The following is an 18,607-nucleotide window of genomic DNA, read 5'->3' on the forward strand; positions in this document are numbered from 1 at the left end:
ACAATGGCGCGGCGTTAGCCCACCAGCAGCGCGTTTTCCGCCAGCAACTGCAGGCGTCGGCCCAATGACTCCGGGCTCAGGCTTTCTCGCTCGGCGGGCGGCGTCGCGGCGGCCAATGCGTCGAGCAGCTCGTCGACATGGCGCGTGCCGTCAAGCAGCATGAGCAGCCGGCGCAGCGAAGGCGATGGGAGCACAAAGGTGCCGTGCATCGCGTTCACCACGGGCGCGCCGCGCTCCGCCAGCAGACGCGCATGCAGACTCGCACAAGGGCGGGCGCTGACCGTGGTGCAGAAATCCCAGCGCGCAGCGTGAATCTCGACGAAGTCACGGGCATATAGCGACAGTAGCGCCGGCAGGAGCGCGCTGCGGAGGGCCTCGCCAATTCGCCCGGCCTGCTGCAAGGCCTCGGCCACGCCAGCCTCCAGCGCGCTGAGTTCTGTGCCGCGCGGGTCGCCGCTGGCCAACACCAAGGCCAGCGCCTTGGCTGTCGGCTCGTCGGCCCGGAACCTGCCCTGGTAGGGATGCTGGAAGTCCAGCGTGCCGGCGTCGCGAGCGTCGGCGCCGGAGCGGAGCGGCCGCAGGCGGGTCGAGAACTGCAGCCCGGCAAGGCGTTGTGCCGTCACGTCCAGGTCTACCGCTCGTCCGCTGCGGCACAACAGGGTCTGGCGGAAGCGGCGCAGATGCAGAAAGTCGATGTACTGCTCGCGCTCGAGTCTGGGCATCGCATCGAGCTGGCGCCGCACCGATGGCGGGTAGGCCTCCGTCGACATTGCGCCGAACTCCGCCTCGGCCAAAAACTGCAGGCCGTGCTCCGCAGCGGCGGCGATGAAATCAAGAAAGTACAGCGGATCGTTTTCGTCGGCCAGCAGATCGTGCAGCAGGAAATAGTCCTTGCCCTCGAAGCCAGCCATCTCGCGCTCGATCAACTCTCGGGTGAAGCTGTTGCCCTGTGCCCCTGCCAGCATGAATTCCACCGCCGCGCGCGCCGCAGGTGGGCGCAGCTGAGGGTCTGCGATGGCGCGTGTGTGGAAGCGCATCAGGTCGCGTGGGACGTTCCGGAGGTGACCGCCTGGCAGCGCGCTGTAGCTGACATAGGCCACGCCGCAGGGTGCGAGGCAGCGGCCGCACAGCGAGATCAGCGCCTCCCGCACCAGCGGCGGCACCCAGGACAGCACGCCGTGGCTCACGATGTAATCGAAGGGTTCCGGGCCAGGATCGAAGGTGGCGATGTCGGCCACCTGGAGTTCGATGTTCCGGATCCCCAGGGCGGTGATCATGCGTCTGCCGTCCTCGATCGCCGAAGCGGCGAGGTCGATGCCAAGGAAACGTGCTTGCGGGAAGGCCAGCGCTTGCGGGATCAGGTTGCCGGCATCGCCGCATCCGAGTTCCAACAGCCTGCAGTGCGCGGGCAAGGTGGTTGGCAGACCGCAGAGCCGTCCCAATGTGGCCAGCCGATCGGCAGACGACTGGGGATAGAACTTCCCTGGATAGCGGACCTGGTCGTAGGGCGTCGCTGTCACGCTCGGGTGTGCAGGCTTACCAGGCGCGCCGACGGCGGTTCAGCGCGGCACCAAGCAGGCCGGTGCCCAGCAGCGCCAGCGTCGCGGGCTCGCCAACCACGTGGGGGCTGCTGGTGAAACTCAACGCACCAGCGCCTTGCTGCAGCTCGGCAGAAAACGTCAGCATCCTGTTGTCATAGTCGTACTTGAGAGCCGAGAGGCCATCGAACTTTTGCGTGGTTCTCAGTTTGATTCCCAGGAAGTTTGACGACGGGATGTAGCCGCCGTCGAAGTTGCTGAGCAGGTAGTCGCCCGTGATATCCCAGTAGGCATCGTAGGTCTGGACGCCATTCAAAAGCTCACCCAGCACCTGGGTGAAGCCCAGCTTGATGTGGTTGTCGTTGGCCGGCGCGAAGCCGGACACCAAGACCTCGGTGAGCGTGACCTTGAGGAAATCCTTCTGGCCCTCGCCGGACTTGCGGCCGACGACCGTTTCCGAGAATATGCCGCCGCTGCAGTCGAGCTTCGATGTGATGTCGGGATCAACGCTGTTGTCGTAGAAGTCGAAGCTCAGCAAGGGCGCCGTCGCTGTCGCGTAGGGCCAGTTGATGTTGCCGCCTGCTGACGGGTCCGCGCCGTCGACGCAGCTGAAACTTGGACTGACCGGCGCCGCTTCCGCGCAACCGATGGAACCGGCGGCAAGTGATGCCAGGGCGACGGATTGCAGTACGGGCTTCTTCATGGCGGGGCAATTCGAAGTGTGGCTGAGTTGTAGCACCCGATTCGGGTCGCAGCAAGGCTTCAGCTTTGGGGGAGGATGCCCGCATGAACTCGCAAACGTCTCCTGTGGGCCTCTGAACTCTCGGTGGCGCTGCGCTCGTGCCCGCAACGCTGCGCGATAGCGTCTCGGGCGTGACGCCCAGTTGCGAGGCCAGGTCCTTTTTCTGCAACTGCAGCTCTACGGTATCGCCGGCCCGGCGCGATTGCGCCAGCTGCCAGGTGGCCTGGCGGGCGTGGATGCCGTTGGTGGTCAGGGCCCCGCGGTGCGGGCGTCCACCGGCCGTGCAGCGAGCTTCAGGGTTTTGCAATAGGGTAGATCCGGCCCCTGACTAAGGGGGATAAAGAAGGGAGGCTGCCATAGCCACGGCGGGATTCCGCGATCAATATAAGGGCCACCGACGAGGACAAGCGCTCCTCGTGCCGCACCGGTCAGCCCATGCTGCGGGCCGGTGACTGCTCCTGATGCACAGTTCATTTCTTGCAACCTTGGAGATCGCCCTATGAAGAGCCGAATTTCAACTCTGGCTGCGGGCAGCCTGTTCGCGGCGGCCATGTTTGTGGGTACCGCGGCGCGCGCCGACCTCGTCCTCAACGGCGGGTTCGAGACAGGTGATTTCACTGGATGGACGACCTTCGGGGACTCATCGTTCAGCGGGGTCGACAGCTTTGTACCTCTGTCCGGCACCTATGCGGCCTATTTTGGTAGTCCGGTGGGCGGGGGGATTTCCCAATCACTGGCGACCACGGCAGGCGGCAGCTATATGGTCGAGTTTTGGCTGCAAAACGAGGCCGACGTGACGGGTGTTTCCTCATCGAACAGCTTCGAGTTTGACTGGGACGGTGCTGCCGTCTTGAGCGTGGCCGACGCGGCGCCCTTTGGTTACACGCACTACTCGTTCTTGTTGACGGCTTCGTCCGGATCGACCGACTTGCGTTTTGCATTCAGCCAAACGCCGGCGTTCTGGGACATGGATGATGTCTCGGTCACCGCTCACGTTCCCGAGCCCAGTTCTCTGGCTTTGTTGGGCCTGAGCGGTGGCCTGCTTGTGCTGCAGGCACGGCGTCGGCGCAAGGCGGCCGTTGGCGCCTAAGGACCGCGTGGAATTTGGAAACTGCCTTTCTGACGATGACGATTCCTTGCATAGGCTACCAGGTGGGCGCACTTCCTGGCTAGGCGTGGTAATCGGGTTCTGGCGCCGGCTGGCGCCATAGCTCTGGTACGCCGAAAGGTTGTGACGCATTTCATTGACCCTTGACAAAGGCTGAGTGGATCATGAGCTTGCAACTTCGAAGCACTCCAGTTGTCGCCGCCATTCTGGCGCTCGGCATGATGTACGGCCGGCAGGCCGCGGCGCAGGTGGATATCCAGGCCGTGCCAGGCAATCCAACGGCCACCTCCTCGGGGCCGCGTGCAACGGATACGGCGCCGGTCAAGGTGGTCGTTATCCTGCGAGGCGATCCGGTGGCGTTGGTGCGCAAGGGCCTCGGGCGCGATCTGACCCGCAGTGAGCGTGAATCGATCATCGCGCAGCGGCACGCCGAACACGCCGGGCCGCGCCAGCATATCGAGCACCTGGGCGGCAAGGTGCTGGCGCACTTCCACAGCGCGCTCAATGGCATGAAGGTTGAAATCGCGCGCAACCGGCTTGCAAGCCTGCGTGCCATACCGGGCGTGGCCAGCATCCAGGCCGTGGGCACCTATCAGCGCAACAACACCATCGGCGTGCCGCTGATTGGCGCCCCCCTGGCTTGGCAGATGCCTGGGCAGTATCAAGGCCAGGGCGTCAAGATCGCGGTCATCGACACGGGCATCGATTACACGCACGCCGACTTCGGCGGCCCGGGAACGGTCGCCGCCTACAGTGCCGCCCAAGCCACCAACACCTTGCCTGCCAATCCGGCGCTGTTCGGCCCTGCTGCTCTCAAAGTCAAGGGCGGCACGGACCTGGTTGGCGACGCCTATACCGGTGCCAACGCGCCGGTACCGGATCCGAATCCCCTGGACTGCCCGAGCACCAGCGGCAGTGTCGGGCACGGTACCCATGTGGCAGGGACGGCGACCGGCCTGGGCGTGAGGGCTGACGGCAGCACCTACACCGGTCCGTACAACAGCGCTGCCTATGTGCCAGGCGCCTTCAGCATCGGCCCGGGCGTGGCGCCCAAGGCAGACCTGTACGCGGTGCGGGTTTTCGGTTGCAGCGGCTCTACCAATGTCGTGGCCGAGGCCATCGACTGGGCGGTGGCCAACGGCATGAACGTGATCAGCATGTCGCTGGGGTCGAACTGGGGTGTTATTGCCAACGCTGACGCAGGCTCCCTTGCCGAAGAGAGCGCCGTTGCGAATGCGGTAGCAGCCGGCATCGTGGTCGTGGCTGCTTCCGGCAACGCCGGACCTACGCCTTACATCACCAGCGCACCGGCGGTGTTTCCCGGCGCCGTGTCGGTGGCCGCCACCGATGCAATGGCCGGCATACCCATGGACACGCTGAAGCTCAGCACCGGTCCTTCGATCACGGTCCAGAACTCCAACAACGCCGCTGTCGTCAATGGCAGCAACTGGCCTGTCGTGGTGCTGCGCAACCCTGACGGCACCGTCTCGCTGGGCTGCAACCCCGCGGAGTACGACAAGACCCAAAACGGTGGCATCGACATCAGCGGCAAGCTGGTCGTCACGATGCGGGGAACCTGCGCCCGCGTGTTCCGTGCCGGCGCGGCACAGCATTTCGGCGCCGCCGCAGCGGCAATGATCAACAGCTCGGCGGGCTTCCCAGCCTACGAAGGCCCGATCCCGGGTGGTGCGCCGGATCCCAATTCGGGCAATATCTACGAGCCCGTGACCATTCCCTTCCTTGGCGTCGCGCAGGCAGATGCCGCCACGCTGAGCGGTCCGCAAGGCGGCCCGGCTCCCGCAAGTGCCCTGGCCAACAGCGCCGGCATTGTCGCCAACGCCAATTTTGAAAAGATCGCGAGCTTCTCATCGGCCGGGCCGCGCATCGGCGACAGCGTCCTGAGGCCGGGAATCACCGCGCCTGGGGTGGCCACCGTGTCTGCGGCATCCGGGACGGGTAATGGCTTCTCCGTGCTGTCGGGTACTTCGATGGCCACGCCGCATGTGGCTGGGGTTGCGGCACTGCTCAAACAGGCCAATCCAACTTGGTCCGTGGCTGATTTGCGCGCGGCACTGGTGCAAACCTCTGCACCGAACCTGCTGGGTGATTATTCACCGCGCAACGAGGGTGCCGGCTTGGTGCAGGCACAGGCCGCGGTGAGCACCCAGGCGGTGGTGCGCTTGCCGGATGAAAGCCTGTCCTTCGGCTTCGCCGATCTGCTGAACGATTTCAATGCGACCAAGCAGGTCACCGTTCACAACAGCGGCCCGAAGGCGGTGCAGTTCAATATCTCGGTCACCAAGAGCGTCGGCCCGGCCGGCGTCAATGTGACGACACCGGCCTCGGTCATCGTCAACGCCAACAGCGATGCCGTGTTCCCGGTGACCCTCAGTGTGCCGGCCAGCGCCGGCACCGGAGGCACAACGTTCCAGGACATCGGCGGCTATGTTCAGCTGACGCCTTCCAGCTCACGCTTGAATGGCAACGTCAAGCTGTCGGTACCGTACTACCTGGTGACGCATGGCCGCTCCAACGTGGCCGGCTCCATCGACGGCTCGACGCTGAACCTCAGCAACGCGGGCAGCGCGCTGGCAAGCACCACGCCGGGGCTGTTTACCTGGGGGCTGCACCAACCGACGCCGCAGGGCATTACGCAGGCTGACGTGCGTGCAATCGGCGCCGCCTTGTCCGGGACGAACGTCATCTTCGGCATCAACACCCACAATCGCACCTCCACGTCGCTGGCGTTCCAGGAGTTTGACATCTGCATAGATACTAGTGGCGGTGCTGGCTTCACGCCCAACAAGATCCTGATCGGCATCAACGGCACGGCGCTGACCACCAACGCCAGCGTGGCCAACAAATTCACGACGGCCCTGTTCCCAACCGATGCCAATTGCAACATCAACGGTGGCGGTACGCTCTTGTTCACCGTGACGCAGCCCACCGACGGTTCTGTCCTGCAAGTGCCGGTCCCGCGTGCCGGAGCCGGCGGTCTGGGCCTGACGGCGGGCCAGCCGCGCTTCAAGTACCGGGTGTTCTACTACGGCACCGATGGCTTTGGCGCACTGGTGCCTGGCGTTGGTTCGTTCAACGCGTTCACGCCGGCGCTGAGCTTTGCTGGCGCCGGTGGGGTGCCGGCAAATGGAACGCGGGCAATCACGATCACGCGTGATGCTGGCGAAGCTGCCCTGACACCGTTCTTGGGGGTGATGGTGACGGCACCGGACAATGTCGCTGGTGCAAGCCAGGGACTGCTGTTCCCGGTTCCCTGAGCTCGATTCGAGGTCTCACGGGTTTTTGATCCTGGTGCGGCCCGGTGGCTTCCTGGTCGGGCACGACGTTTGCCCTTTACCGTGAATACCTCGACGGCTGCCGATCCGCCAGCGCCTGCAGGGCGGGGCGGTCGGTGATGGAGAGCTGGTAGCGATCGACGCGGGCGATGCCCTGGTCGTGCAGGGCGCGCAGGCTGCGCGAGAGGGTCTCGGGCGTGACGCCCAGTTGCGAGGCCAGGTCCTTTTTCTGCAGCTGCAGCTGCAGCTCGTCGGTATCGCCGGCCAGGCGCGATTGCTCCAGCAGCCAGGCGGCCAGGCGGGCGTGGATGTCCTTGGTGAGCAGGGCCTGGCGGTCCAGGGTGACGCCGCGTGCGCGTGCCGCCACGCAGCGCAGCAGCGCGCGCGCCAGGCCGGGCTGGGTGTCGCACAGCTGGGCCACCGCCTCCACCGGCAGGGCATGGGCCTGCACCTCGGTCAGCGCGATGGCGGTCTCGGCATGGGGTTCGCCCACCCAGGCGCTCAGCAGGTCGATCCAGTCGCCCGGGCCGAACTCGCGCGATTGCCACCAGCGGCCCTGGGCATCATGCTTGCCCAGCGCCACCTTGCCACTCACCAGCAGCCACAGCTGGGCATCGCGTTCGCCGGCCTGGAACACCGGCTTGCGCGCGCGCACCTGCTGGGGCTGGCCCAGCTGCATCAGCTCGTCGGCCAGGTAGTCGAGGTCGTCGGCGGGCGCGAGGGCCTTCTTCAGGGCCAGGCCCAGCGCACGCTGGTAGGCGCTGGGATAGCTGGCGCGGCGCTGTGCGGCGCTGAGGCGGCTGCTTGGGCTGGCGTGGGCGATGGAATTCATGTGGCGGTCCTCCAGGTCAGGGGCCCTCTGCAATACCTCCTTGGGGCGCGGCGGGATCTTTGCGGGATGCCGGCCAAGGCGCGAACCGCCGCCCAGACCGATGTCTGGGCAAGGTTCGTAACGCCGGCCAGCGCCCGCAAAGGCCCGCCCCGAAGGGTTTGCGAGATAACGGGCCTGCCCGGGCGTTGCAGCGCTCGGCTTCGGGCATCAAGCCCGACCTTCACGCTGCGCCTACGCGCCGGCCCGTTCTCTCGCAAACGCGCCCCAAGGGGGTATTGCAGAGGGCCCCTAAGTTGACCGTTTCACTGGGGTATGCGGATTTGATCTGGTGCAAAGCCGACCGCAATTCCGAAGGGAGTAGTTCTTCAGAACGATGGCGTGCTGTGGGCGCCTCCTCCCTCTGCCGCGCTCGAGCCCTGCTAGCGGAGGATGTGCGCGCGGCCGCGCATGCGGGAAAGTGCTGAGCATGGAAAAAGCGAGGAGCAATCCCATGTCTGCAAGTCCCAAGCCCAACGGCAAGGCGCTTTCGGTGCTGATCGTCAGCACCCTGGCCTTCACCGTGTGCTTCATGGTCTGGATGATGTTTGGCGTGATCGGCATTCCGATCAAGAAGCAGCTCGGCCTGAATGCCACCGAGTTCGGTCTGTTGACCGCCATGCCGGTGCTGACCGGTTCGCTGATCCGCGTGCCCCTGGGCATCTGGACCGACAAGTTCGGCGGCCGCATCGTGTTCTTCGCGCTGATGCTCTCCTGCGTGATCCCGATCTGGCTGATGAGCTATGCCACCGCCTACTGGCATTTCCTCACCATCGGCCTGTTCGTCGGCATGGCCGGCGGCTCCTTCTCGGTGGGCACGCCCTATGTGGCGCGCTGGTTCCCGAAGAACCGCCAGGGCTTCGCGATGGGCGTGTTCGGCGCCGGCAACTCGGGCGCGGCGGTCAACAAGTTCGTCGCTCCCGCCCTGGTGGTGGGTTTCGGCTGGACCATGGTGCCGCAGGTCTATGCCGCCGTGCTGCTGGGCACGGCCATCCTGTTCTGGCTCTTCAGCGCCACCGACGATGATCACCAGGTCTCCAGCCAGTCCAGCTTCGTCAGCCAGCTCAAGGCGCTGAAGGATCCCAAGGTGCTGAAGTACTGCCAGTACTACAGCATCGTGTTCGGCGGCTATGTGGCGATGAGCTTGTGGATGGTGCAGTACTACGTCGGCGAGTACGGCCTGGACATCCGCGTGGCGGCGCTGCTGGCGGCCTGCTTCTCGCTGCCCGGCGGCGTGCTGCGCGCCATCGGCGGCTGGCTGTCCGACAAGCATGGCGCCCACAACGTCACCTGGTGGGTGCTGTGGGTGAGCTGGATCGTGCTGTTCCTGCTCAGCTACCCGCAGACCGACTTCAGCATCCAGACCGTCAACGGCCTGAAGACCTTCCACGTCGGCCTGAACGTCTATGTCTTCACCGCGCTGATGTTCGCCCTGGGCATTGCCTGGGCCTTCGGCAAGGCCAGCGTGTTCAAGTACATCAGCGACGACTACCACGCCAATATCGGCACCATCAGCGGCATCGTCGGCCTGGCCGGTGGCATGGGCGGCTTCGTCCTGCCCATCATGTTCGGCGCCCTGATGGACCTCACCGGCATCCGCTCCAGCTGCTTCATGCTGATGTATGGCGTGGTCTGGGTGTCGCTGATCTGGATGTACTGGACCGAGGTGCGCAAGACCGAAATGATGGGCAAGAACGCCCCGGTCTCGCCGATCTCCCAGTCCTTCGCCCGCTGAGCCGGGTGCACAACAAGGAACAAGCACCATGAATACCACCACGCAGACCGGCGCCACCGCTTCCGGCGGCAGCACGGCTGACATCCAGGATTGGCGTCCCGAAGACGATGCCTTCTGGGCCAAGACCGGCAGCAAGATCGCCTACCGCAACCTCTGGATCTCGATCCCCGCGCTCTTGTGCGGCTTCGCGGTCTGGGGCATGTGGGGCATCATCACCGTGCAGATGCTGAACCTGGGGTTCCCCTTCAGCCAGGCCGAGCTGTTCACGCTCACCGCCATTGCCGGCATCTCGGGCGCCACCATGCGCATCCCGGCCAGCTTCCTGATCCGCATGGCGGGTGGCCGCAACACCATCTTCCTCACCACCGCGATGCTGCTGGCTCCCGCCATCGGCACCGGCGTGGCCCTGCAGCATCCCGAGTGGCCGCTGTGGGTGTTCCAGCTGATGGCGCTGTGGTCGGGCGTGGGCGGCGGCAACTTTGCCTCGTCGATGTCCAACATCAGCACCTTCTTCCCCAAGCGCCTGCAGGGCACGGCCCTGGGCCTGAATGCCGGCCTGGGCAACTTCGGCGTCACCACCATGCAGGTGGTGATCCCGCTGGTGATGACGATGAGCCTGTTCGGCGCCTTCGGCGGCGAGGCCAAGGCCCTCATCAAGGACAGCGGCTGGATCCTCGGCAAGATCAAGGCGGGCACGCCCACCTATATCCAGAACGCCGGCTTCGCCTGGGTGCTCTCGCTGGTGCCGCTGTCCATCCTGTGCTGGTTCGGCATGAACAACCTGAAGACGGTGACGCCGGCGGCCGGCTCGCCCATCACCGCCTTCTTCAAGATCATCTATCTGTACTCGCTGGCCTTCGTCCCCTCGATCGCCATGCTCTACCTCTACCTGCCGGCACCGACCGGGCTGGGCCTGCTGAACATGTGGGTGGCGATCCCGCTGGACATCGTCGCCGCGCTGCTGGTGATGAAGCTGGCCGCCTTCGGCACCATGAAGGAGAACGTCGCCAAGCAGTTCGAGATCTTCAAGAACAAGCACACCTGGGCCATGACGGCGCTCTACGTCGTCACCTTCGGCAGCTTCATCGGCTTCTCGATGGCCCTGCCGCTGGCGATCACCGTGATCTTCGGCTTCCAGCATGTGCCCGATGCCGCCGGCGTGCTGCAGCACACCCTGAAGAACCCCAACGCCCCGTCAGCGCTGACCTATGCCTGGATCGGCCCCTTCGTCGGCGCCGCGGTGCGCCCGGTGGGCGGCTGGATCTCCGACAAGGTGGGCGGCTCCATCGTCACCCAGATCATCTCGGCCATCATGGTGGTGGCCTCGGCGGCGGTGGGCTATGTGATGCTGCAGGCCTACCAGTCGGCCACGCCAGAGCAGTACTTCGGCACCTTCATGGGCCTGTTCATCCTGTTGTTCGCCGCCAGCGGCATCGGCAACGGCTCGACCTTCCGCAGCGTCGGCTTCATCTTCGACCGCCAGCAGGCCGGCCCGGTGCTGGGCTGGACCTCGGCGGTGGCCGCCTACGGCGCCTTCATCGCCCCGGTGCTGATCGGCCAGCAGATCAAGGCCGGCACGCCGCAATACGCCTTCTACGGCTTTGCCGTCTTCTACGCCGTGTGCCTGGTGCTGAACTGGTGGTTCTACCTGCGCGCCAACGCCTACGTCAAGAATCCTTGAGCGGAACCCTTTAAGGAAGCACAACATGAGTCATTTCCTCGACCGCCTGAGCTATTTCGCTCAACCGAAAGAAGACTTCGCCGACGGCCATGGCCGCACCACCGGTGAAGACCGCACCTGGGAAGACGCCTACCGGGCGCGCTGGCAGCACGACAAGATCGTGCGCTCCACCCACGGCACCAACTGCACGGGCTCCTGCTCGTGGAAGATCTATGTGAAGGGCGGCATCGTCACCTGGGAAACCCAGCAGACCGACTACCCGCGCACCCGCCCGGACCTGCCCAACCACGAGCCGCGCGGCTGCGCCCGCGGCGCCTCCTACAGCTGGTATCTCTACAGCGCGAACCGCGTCAAGTACCCGATGGTGCGCGGCTCCCTGCTCAAGCACTGGCGCGCCGCGCGCGCGGTGGCCAAGAGCCCGGTGGATGCCTGGACCAATATCGTCGAGAACACCGACCAGCGCCGTGAATGGCAGCAGGACCGCGGCCTGGGCGGCTTTGTGCGCTCCACCTGGGACGAGGTCAACGAGATCATCGCCTCGGCGAATATCTACACCATCAAGAAGCATGGCCCGGATCGCGTGATCGGCTTCTCGCCGATCCCGGCCATGTCGATGATCAGTTATGCCGCCGGCAGCCGCTACCTGAGCCTCTTGGGCGGCGTGTGCATGAGCTTCTACGACTGGTACTGCGACCTGCCGCCCGCCAGCCCGCAGATCTGGGGCGAGCAGACCGACGTGCCCGAGAGCGCCGACTGGTACAACTCGAACTACATCATCGCCTGGGGCTCCAACGTGCCGCAGACGCGCACCCCCGACGCCCACTTCTTCACCGAGGTGCGCTACAAGGGCGCCAAGACGGTGGCGATCACGCCCGACTACGCCGAGATCTCCAAGCTGGCCGACATCTGGATGCACCCCAAGCAGGGCACCGATGCGGCCATCGCGATGGCGATGGGCCATGTGATCCTGAAGGAGTTCTACTTCGACAAGCGCAGCGCCTACTTCGACGACTACGCGCGCCGCTACACCGACCTGCCGCTGCTGGTGAAGATGAAGAAGCAGGTCACGGCCGATGGCCGCGAGCTGCTGGTGCCGGACCGCTACCTGCGCGCCAGCGATTTCGGCGGCAAGCTGGGCCAGGACAACAACCCCGAGTGGAAGACCGTGGCCTTCGACACCGCCGGCAAGGTGGTGCTGCCGAACGGCTCGATCGGCTTCCGCTGGGGCGCCGGCGAGCGCCCCGACCTGGGCAAGTGGAACCTGGAATCCAAGGAAGCCATCCACGACGGCGACGTCAAGCTCAAGCTCTCCATCATCGAGGATGGCGCGCAGGCGCATGAGGTGGCCGAGGTCGGCTTCCCGTATTTCGGCGGCATCGAGTCGCCGCAGTTCACCGCCAACAAGCAGCAGGACGTGCTCTCGCGCAATGTGCCGGTGGTGCGCCTCAAGCTGGGCAAGCACGAAGACGCCGAGGAGGCCCTGGTGGCCACGGTGTTCGACCTGCAGGTGGCGCAGTACGGCATCAACCGCGGCCTGGGCGACGACACCCCCACCAGCTACGACGACAACAAGGCCTACACCCCGGCCTGGGCCGAGTCCATCACCGGCGTGAAGCGCGAGCAGATCATCACGGTGGGCCGCCAGTTCGCCGACAACGCCGACAAGACCCGAGGCAAGTCCATGGTCATCATCGGCGCGGCGATGAACCACTGGTACCACTGCGACATGAACTACCGCGGCATCATCAATATGCTGATGATGTGCGGTTGCATCGGCCAATCGGGCGGTGGCTGGGCGCATTACGTGGGCCAGGAAAAGCTGCGCCCGCAGACCGGCTGGACCGCGCTGGCCTTCGCGCTGGACTGGATCCGCCCGCCGCGCCAGATGAACAGCACCAGCTTCTTCTACGCCCACACCGACCAGTGGCGCTACGAGAAGCTTGATGTCACCGAGGTGCTCTCGCCGCTGGCCGACAAGAAGGCCTATGGCGGCAGCCTGATCGACTACAACGTGCGCGCCGAGCGCATGGGCTGGCTGCCGAGCGCGCCGCAGCTGCAGACCAACCCCATCCAGGCGGTGAAGGACGCACAGGCCGCCGGCATGGACGCCAAGGACTACGCGGTCAAGGCGCTCAAGGACGGCTCGCTGCGCATGAGCTGCGAGGACCCCGACCATCCCGCCAACTGGCCGCGCAATATGTTTGTGTGGCGCTCCAACATCCTCGGCTCATCGGGCAAGGGCCACGAGTACTTCCTCAAGCATCTGCTGGGCACCACCAACGGCGTGCAGGGCAAGGACCTGGGCCAGGACGATGCCAAGCCCGAGGAAGTGGAATGGCATGCCAAGGCGCCGGAAGGCAAGCTGGACCTGCTGGTGACGCTGGACTTCCGCATGAGCACCACCTGTCTGTACTCGGACATCGTGCTGCCCACCGCCACCTGGTATGAGAAGAACGACCTCAACACCAGCGACATGCACCCCTTCATCCACCCGCTCTCCACCGCGGTGGACCCGGCCTGGCAGGCGCGCAGCGACTGGGAGATCTACAAGGGCTTTGCCAAGAAGCTGAGCGAGCTCTGCGTCGGCCATCTGGGCGTCGAGAAGGAGCTGGTGCTGACCCCGCTGATGCACGACAGCCCGGCCGAACTGGCCCAGCCCTTCGGCGTGGCGGAATGGAAGAAGGGCGAGTGCGAGCTGATCCCTGGCAAGACCGCGCCCTCGATCGCGGTGGTCGAGCGCGACTACCCGAATCTCTACAAGCGCTTCACCGCGCTGGGCCCCTTGATGAACAAGGCCGGCAACGGCGGCAAGGGCATCGGTTGGGATACCAAGACCGAGGTCGAGCAGCTGGGCGATCTGAACGGCCGGGTGCGCGAGGAGGGCGTGACCCAGGGCATGCCCAGGATCGAGACCGACATCGACGCCACCGAGGTGGTGCTGTCGCTGGCGCCCGAGACCAACGGCCATGTGGCCGTGAAGGCCTGGGAGGCGCTGGGCAAGCAGACCGGCCTGGACCATACCCATCTGGCCCTGCACCGCGAGGACGAGAAGATCCGCTTCCGCGACATCCAGGCGCAGCCGCGCAAGATCATCTCCAGCCCGACCTGGTCGGGTCTCGAGAGCGAGAAGGTTTCCTACAACGCCGGCTACACCAATGTGCATGAACTGATCCCATGGCGCACGCTGACGGGCCGCCAGCAGTTCTACCAGGACCACCCCTGGATGCAGGCCTTCGGCGAGGGCTTCTCGAGCTATCGCCCGCCGGTCGATCTGAAGACGCTGGTGGATGTGCACAACGTCAAACCGAACGGCAACAAGGAGATCGCGCTCAACTTCATCACCCCGCACCAGAAATGGGGCATCCACTCGACCTACAGCGACAACCTGATGATGTTGACGCTGAACCGCGGTGGTTCGGTGATCTGGCTCAGCGAGGACGACGCCGGCAAGGCCGGCATCGTTGACAACGACTGGGTCGAGCTCTTCAACAGCAACGGCGCGATCGCGGCGCGCGCGGTGGTGAGCCAGCGCGTCAACCCCGGCATGGTGCTGATGTACCACTCGCAGGAGAAGATCATCAACACCCCGGGTTCGGAGATCACCGGCACGCGCGGCGGCATCCACAACTCGGTGACCCGCATCGTCACCAAGCCCACCCACATGATCGGTGGCTACGCGCAGCTGGCCTACGGTTTCAACTATTACGGAACCATTGGCACCAACCGCGATGAGTTCGTGCTGGTGCGCAAGATGGCCAAGGTGGATTGGATGGACGACGAGGCAGCCGTGGAAGGAGCACACGCATGAAAGTCAGAGCACAAATCGGCATGGTGCTGAACCTGGACAAGTGCATTGGTTGCCACACCTGTTCGGTCACCTGCAAGAACGTCTGGACGAACCGCCCGGGCATGGAATACGCCTGGTTCAACAACGTCGAGTCCAAGCCCGGCATCGGCTATCCCAAGGAATGGGAGAACCAGGACAAGTGGCATGGCGGCTGGATCCGCAAGGCCAATGGCGAGATCGAACCGCGCCAGGGCGGCAAGTGGAAGCTGCTGATGCGCATCTTCGCGAACCCGAACCTGCCGCAGATCGACGACTACTACGAGCCCTTCACCTTCGACTACGACCATCTGCAGTCGGCGCCCAAGAGCAAGGCACCGCCGACGGCGCGGCCGCGCAGCCTGATCACCGGCAAGCGCATGGAGAAGATCGAGTGGGGCCCGAACTGGGAGGAAATCCTGGGCGGCGAATTTGCCAAGCGCTCGAAGGACAAGAACTTCGACGATGTCCAGAAGGACATCTACGGCCAGTTCGAGAACACCTTCATGATGTACCTGCCGCGCCTGTGCGAGCACTGCCTGAATCCGGCCTGCGTGGCGAGTTGCCCCTCGGGCTCGATCTACAAGCGCGAGGAAGACGGCATCGTGCTGATCGACCAGGACAAGTGCCGCGGCTGGCGCATGTGCGTGTCGGGCTGCCCCTACAAGAAGATCTATTACAACTGGCAGTCGGGCAAGGCCGAGAAGTGCATCTTCTGCTACCCGCGCATCGAAGCGGGCCAGCCGACCGTGTGCTCCGAGACCTGCGTGGGCCGCATCCGCTATCTGGGCGTGCTGCTGTACGACGCCGACCGCATCCAGGAAGCCGCCAGCGTCAAGGACGACAAGGACCTCTACCAGGCCCAGCTGGACATCTTCCTCGACCCGCATGACCCGCGCGTGATCGAGCAGGCGCGCAAGGACGGCATCCCCGAGGCCTGGCTGGAGTCCGCGCGCAAGAGCCCGGTCTACAAGATGGCGGTGGACTGGAAGGTCGCGCTGCCCCTGCACCCCGAGTACCGCACCCTGCCGATGGTCTGGTATGTGCCGCCGCTGTCGCCCATCAGCTCGGCCGCCAACGCCGGCCAGATCGGCGTGAACGGCCAGATCCCCGACGTCAAGCAGCTGCGCATCCCGGTGCAATACCTGGCCAACATGCTCACCGCCGGTGACGTGAAGCCGGTGGAGCGGGCGCTGGAGCGCATGCTGGCGATGCGCGCCTACCAGCGCGGCAAGCATGTGGACGGCGTGGAGGACAAGACCGTGCTGGACCAGGTGGGCCTGATCAAGCACGAGGTCGAGGACATGTACCAGACCATGGCGATCGCCAACTACGAGGACCGCTTCGTCATCCCGACCACGCACCGCGAGTACGCCGAAAACGCCTACGACCTGCGCGGTGGCTGCGGCTTCAGCTTCGGCAACGGCTGCTCGGAGGGCGAGACCAATGTGAGCCTGTTCGGCGGCCAGAAGAAGCGCACCATCCCGATCAAGACCACGGTCTGAGGAGACGCACGATGACAAGCAAACAGAATCAAGCGATCTCCCTGAGCTGCCGCGTGCTGGCCAAGCTGCTGGACTATCCCAGCGACGAAACCCGCGCGCTGCTGCCCGAGCTGCTGCAGGCCCTGCAGCAGGAGCGCGCGCTGAGCCCGGCGCGGCTGGCCGAGATGCAGGCCCTGGTGGCGCGCCTGGCGCGCCCTGGCCAGGATGGTGCCTTCGCGGTGCAGGCCCTGTATGTCGAGAGCTTCGACCGCGGCCGCGCCACCAGCCTGCACATGTTCGAGCATGTGCATGGCGACTCGCGCGAACGCGGCCCGGCCCTGGTAGACCTGGCCAAGACCTACGAGCAGGCCGGCATGTTCTTCGATGCCAGCGAGCTGCCCGACTATCTGCCGGTGGTGCTGGAGTTCGCCTCCACCCAGCCGCCGGCGGTGGCGCGCGAGTTCCTGGGCGAGATGGCGCATATCCTGAACGCCATCCACACGGCCTTGATCAAACGCGAGAACCCCTACGCCGCCGCCATCGGCGCGGTGCTGGAGCTGGCCGGCGAGAAGCCGCAGGCGGTGCAGATCACGCCCGATGAGCCGATGGACGAGGCCTGGGCGGAGCCCCCGGCCTTCGATGGCTGCTCGTCCAAGGGCCAGAGCCGGCCCGGTGCGCCCCAGCCCATCCATATCGTCAAGAAGAACCCTAGCCAAGAAGGAGCCCGCATATGAGCTCTCTAGACTTCGCCCTGTTCGGCATCTACCCCTATATCTGCCTGGCCGTGTTCCTGATCGGCAGCCTGCTGCGCTTCGATCGTGACCAGTACAGCTGGAAGAGCGATTCCTCGCAGCTGCTGCGCGCCGGCAGCCTGCGCTGGGGCAGCAATCTGTTCCACGTCGGCGTGCTGTTCCTGTTCTTCGGCCACAGCGTGGGCATGCTGACCCCGCACTTTCTGTACGAGCACTTCATCAGCGCCGGCAACAAGCAGCTGATGGCCATGGTGAGCGGCGGCCTGGCCGGCCTGGCGGGCTTCGCGGGCGTCAGCATCCTGCTGCACCGCCGCCTGTCCGACGAGCGCATCCGCCTCAACAGCAAGTTCAGCGACATCATGCTGCTGGTGCTGCTGTGGATTCAGCTCGCCCTGGGCCTGGCCACCATCCCGCTGTCGGCCCAGCATCTGGACGGCGGCATGATGATGCAGCTGGCCGGTTGGGCGCAGCGCATCGTCACCTTCCAGGGCGGCGCGGTGGAAATGCTGGCCCATGCCAGCTGGGTCTTCAAGCTGCACATGTTCCTGGGCATGAGCATCTTCCTGGTCTTCCCCTTCACCCGCTTGGTGCATGTGTGGAGCGGCTTCGGCACGCTGGCCTATATCGCGCGGCCCTACCAGATGGTGCGCAGCCGCCGTATTTCGCTGCCGCCCGGCCACACCACGCCGCAACGGCGCTGAGAGGAGACAAAAAAATGTCTGGATCAACTGGATGTGGTGGCGGCTCCTGCGGCTGCGGTGGTGGTGGTGGCGGCGCCAAGGACGCGCTGGAGCTGAAGGCCGACCCGCGCGCGCCGCTGCCCATGGTCAACGGCGTGCCGCTGCAGGGCGAGGGCGAGAGCCCCGACCTGGAGCAGCTGCGCCAGCGCGCCTATAGCGAGTTGCTGCGCCAAGCGGCGCAGCGCCAGGGCCTGCTGGCGGTGGGCGATCTGCCCAGCCTGGACGGGGTGCTGAGCGAAACCGCCTCGGCCGCCATCGAGGCCTTGCTGGAGCGCGAGATCCGCATTCCCGAGCCCGACGAGGCCGCCTGCCAGCGCTACTTCGATGCCCATGCCTCGCGCTTCGCCCAGGGCGAGCGCGTGCAGGCCAGCCACATCCTGTTTGCCGTCACCCCCGGCGTGGATGTGGACGCCCTGCGCAAGCGCGCCGAGGGCCTGCTGGTGGGGCTGCGCTGCGGCGATGCCGCGGCCTTCGCGGCGGCGGCCACCGAGCAGTCCAACTGCCCCAGCGGCGCCGATGGTGGCGAGCTGGGCTGGCTCGCGCGCGGCGACTGCGTGCCCGAGTTCAGCGCGGCCCTGTTCGGCCAGGACGAGGCCAGCGCCCATGTGGGCGTGCTGCCGCGCCTGGTCAGCACCCGCTTCGGCTTCCACATCGTGCGTGTGGAGGCCCGTGAGCCCGGCGTGGCCCAACCCTTCGAGGCGGTGGCCGCGGCGATCGCGCAGACGCTCAGGCAGCAGGCCTATGTGACGGCCCTGCGCCAGTACCTGAATCTGCTGGCCGGCGAGGCGGTGCTGGAAGGCATAGAGTTGGAAGCTGCCGACTCACCGCTGTTGCAGTAACACC

Annotated in this window: 12 protein-coding genes; 9 read left to right on the top strand and 3 right to left on the bottom strand. The window is 65.5% G+C overall.

Features of this window, described 5'->3' with window-relative positions:
- Positions 1 to 14: 14 nt before the first annotated feature.
- Positions 15 to 1,520, bottom strand: coding sequence for a methyltransferase regulatory domain-containing protein (locus AC3WQY_RS12950; protein ID WP_492708902.1), 1,506 nt, complete (start codon positions 1,518 to 1,520; stop codon positions 15 to 17).
- 16 nt (positions 1,521 to 1,536) lie between these two features.
- The gene (locus AC3WQY_RS12955; RefSeq protein ID WP_492708904.1) at positions 1,537 to 2,241 is read right to left on the bottom strand and encodes a PEP-CTERM sorting domain-containing protein; all 705 of its coding nucleotides are present in this window, start codon (positions 2,239 to 2,241) and stop codon (positions 1,537 to 1,539) included.
- Positions 2,242 to 2,779: 538 nt separating this feature from the next.
- Here AC3WQY_RS12955 and AC3WQY_RS12960 point away from each other — a divergent pair.
- The gene (locus AC3WQY_RS12960) at positions 2,780 to 3,370 is read left to right on the top strand and encodes a PEP-CTERM sorting domain-containing protein (protein ID WP_492708906.1); all 591 of its coding nucleotides are present in this window, start codon (positions 2,780 to 2,782) and stop codon (positions 3,368 to 3,370) included.
- Positions 3,371 to 3,552: 182 nt separating this feature from the next.
- A complete protein-coding gene (locus AC3WQY_RS12965; RefSeq protein WP_492708908.1) occupies positions 3,553 to 6,663 on the top strand; it encodes a S8 family peptidase in 3,111 nt (1,036 codons plus the stop codon).
- A 76-nt stretch (positions 6,664 to 6,739) separates the two neighbouring features.
- Here the strand turns inward: AC3WQY_RS12965 and AC3WQY_RS12970 are convergent, their stop codons facing one another.
- Positions 6,740 to 7,513, bottom strand: a complete 774-nt coding sequence (locus AC3WQY_RS12970) for a Crp/Fnr family transcriptional regulator (RefSeq protein WP_492708910.1) — start codon at positions 7,511 to 7,513, stop codon at positions 6,740 to 6,742.
- A gap of 490 nt (positions 7,514 to 8,003) precedes the next feature.
- Between AC3WQY_RS12970 and AC3WQY_RS12975 the strand changes: the two genes are divergently transcribed.
- From AC3WQY_RS12975 to AC3WQY_RS13005, 7 genes are read left to right on the top strand one after another with little or no spacing between them, the layout of a single operon-like run.
- A complete protein-coding gene (locus AC3WQY_RS12975; RefSeq protein ID WP_492708912.1) occupies positions 8,004 to 9,284 on the top strand; it encodes an MFS transporter in 1,281 nt (426 codons plus the stop codon).
- A 28-nt stretch (positions 9,285 to 9,312) separates the two neighbouring features.
- Positions 9,313 to 10,965 (top strand): MFS transporter, encoded by a 1,653-nt coding sequence (locus AC3WQY_RS12980; protein ID WP_492708914.1) that lies wholly within the window; start codon positions 9,313 to 9,315, stop codon positions 10,963 to 10,965.
- A 25-nt stretch (positions 10,966 to 10,990) separates the two neighbouring features.
- The gene (locus AC3WQY_RS12985; protein ID WP_492708916.1) at positions 10,991 to 14,773 is read left to right on the top strand and encodes a nitrate reductase subunit alpha; all 3,783 of its coding nucleotides are present in this window, start codon (positions 10,991 to 10,993) and stop codon (positions 14,771 to 14,773) included.
- Positions 14,770 to 16,293: a nitrate reductase subunit beta gene (gene narH / locus AC3WQY_RS12990; RefSeq protein WP_285231729.1), complete on the top strand. Its 1,524-nt coding sequence runs from the start codon at positions 14,770 to 14,772 to the stop codon at positions 16,291 to 16,293. Before AC3WQY_RS12985 ends, narH begins: the two co-directional genes overlap by 4 nt.
- An 11-nt stretch (positions 16,294 to 16,304) precedes the next feature.
- Complete coding sequence (gene narJ / locus AC3WQY_RS12995) at positions 16,305 to 17,006, top strand: nitrate reductase molybdenum cofactor assembly chaperone (protein WP_492708918.1); 702 nt, start codon at positions 16,305 to 16,307, stop codon at positions 17,004 to 17,006.
- A complete protein-coding gene (narI, locus tag AC3WQY_RS13000; protein ID WP_492708920.1) occupies positions 17,003 to 17,725 on the top strand; it encodes a respiratory nitrate reductase subunit gamma in 723 nt (240 codons plus the stop codon). The genes narJ and narI overlap by 4 nt, the downstream gene beginning before the upstream one ends.
- A gap of 14 nt (positions 17,726 to 17,739) precedes the next feature.
- A complete protein-coding gene (locus AC3WQY_RS13005) occupies positions 17,740 to 18,603 on the top strand; it encodes a peptidylprolyl isomerase (RefSeq protein WP_492708922.1) in 864 nt (287 codons plus the stop codon).
- Positions 18,604 to 18,607: the final 4 nt, after the last annotated feature.

This window comes from Roseateles sp. FW301-B2 (assembly GCF_058788955.1).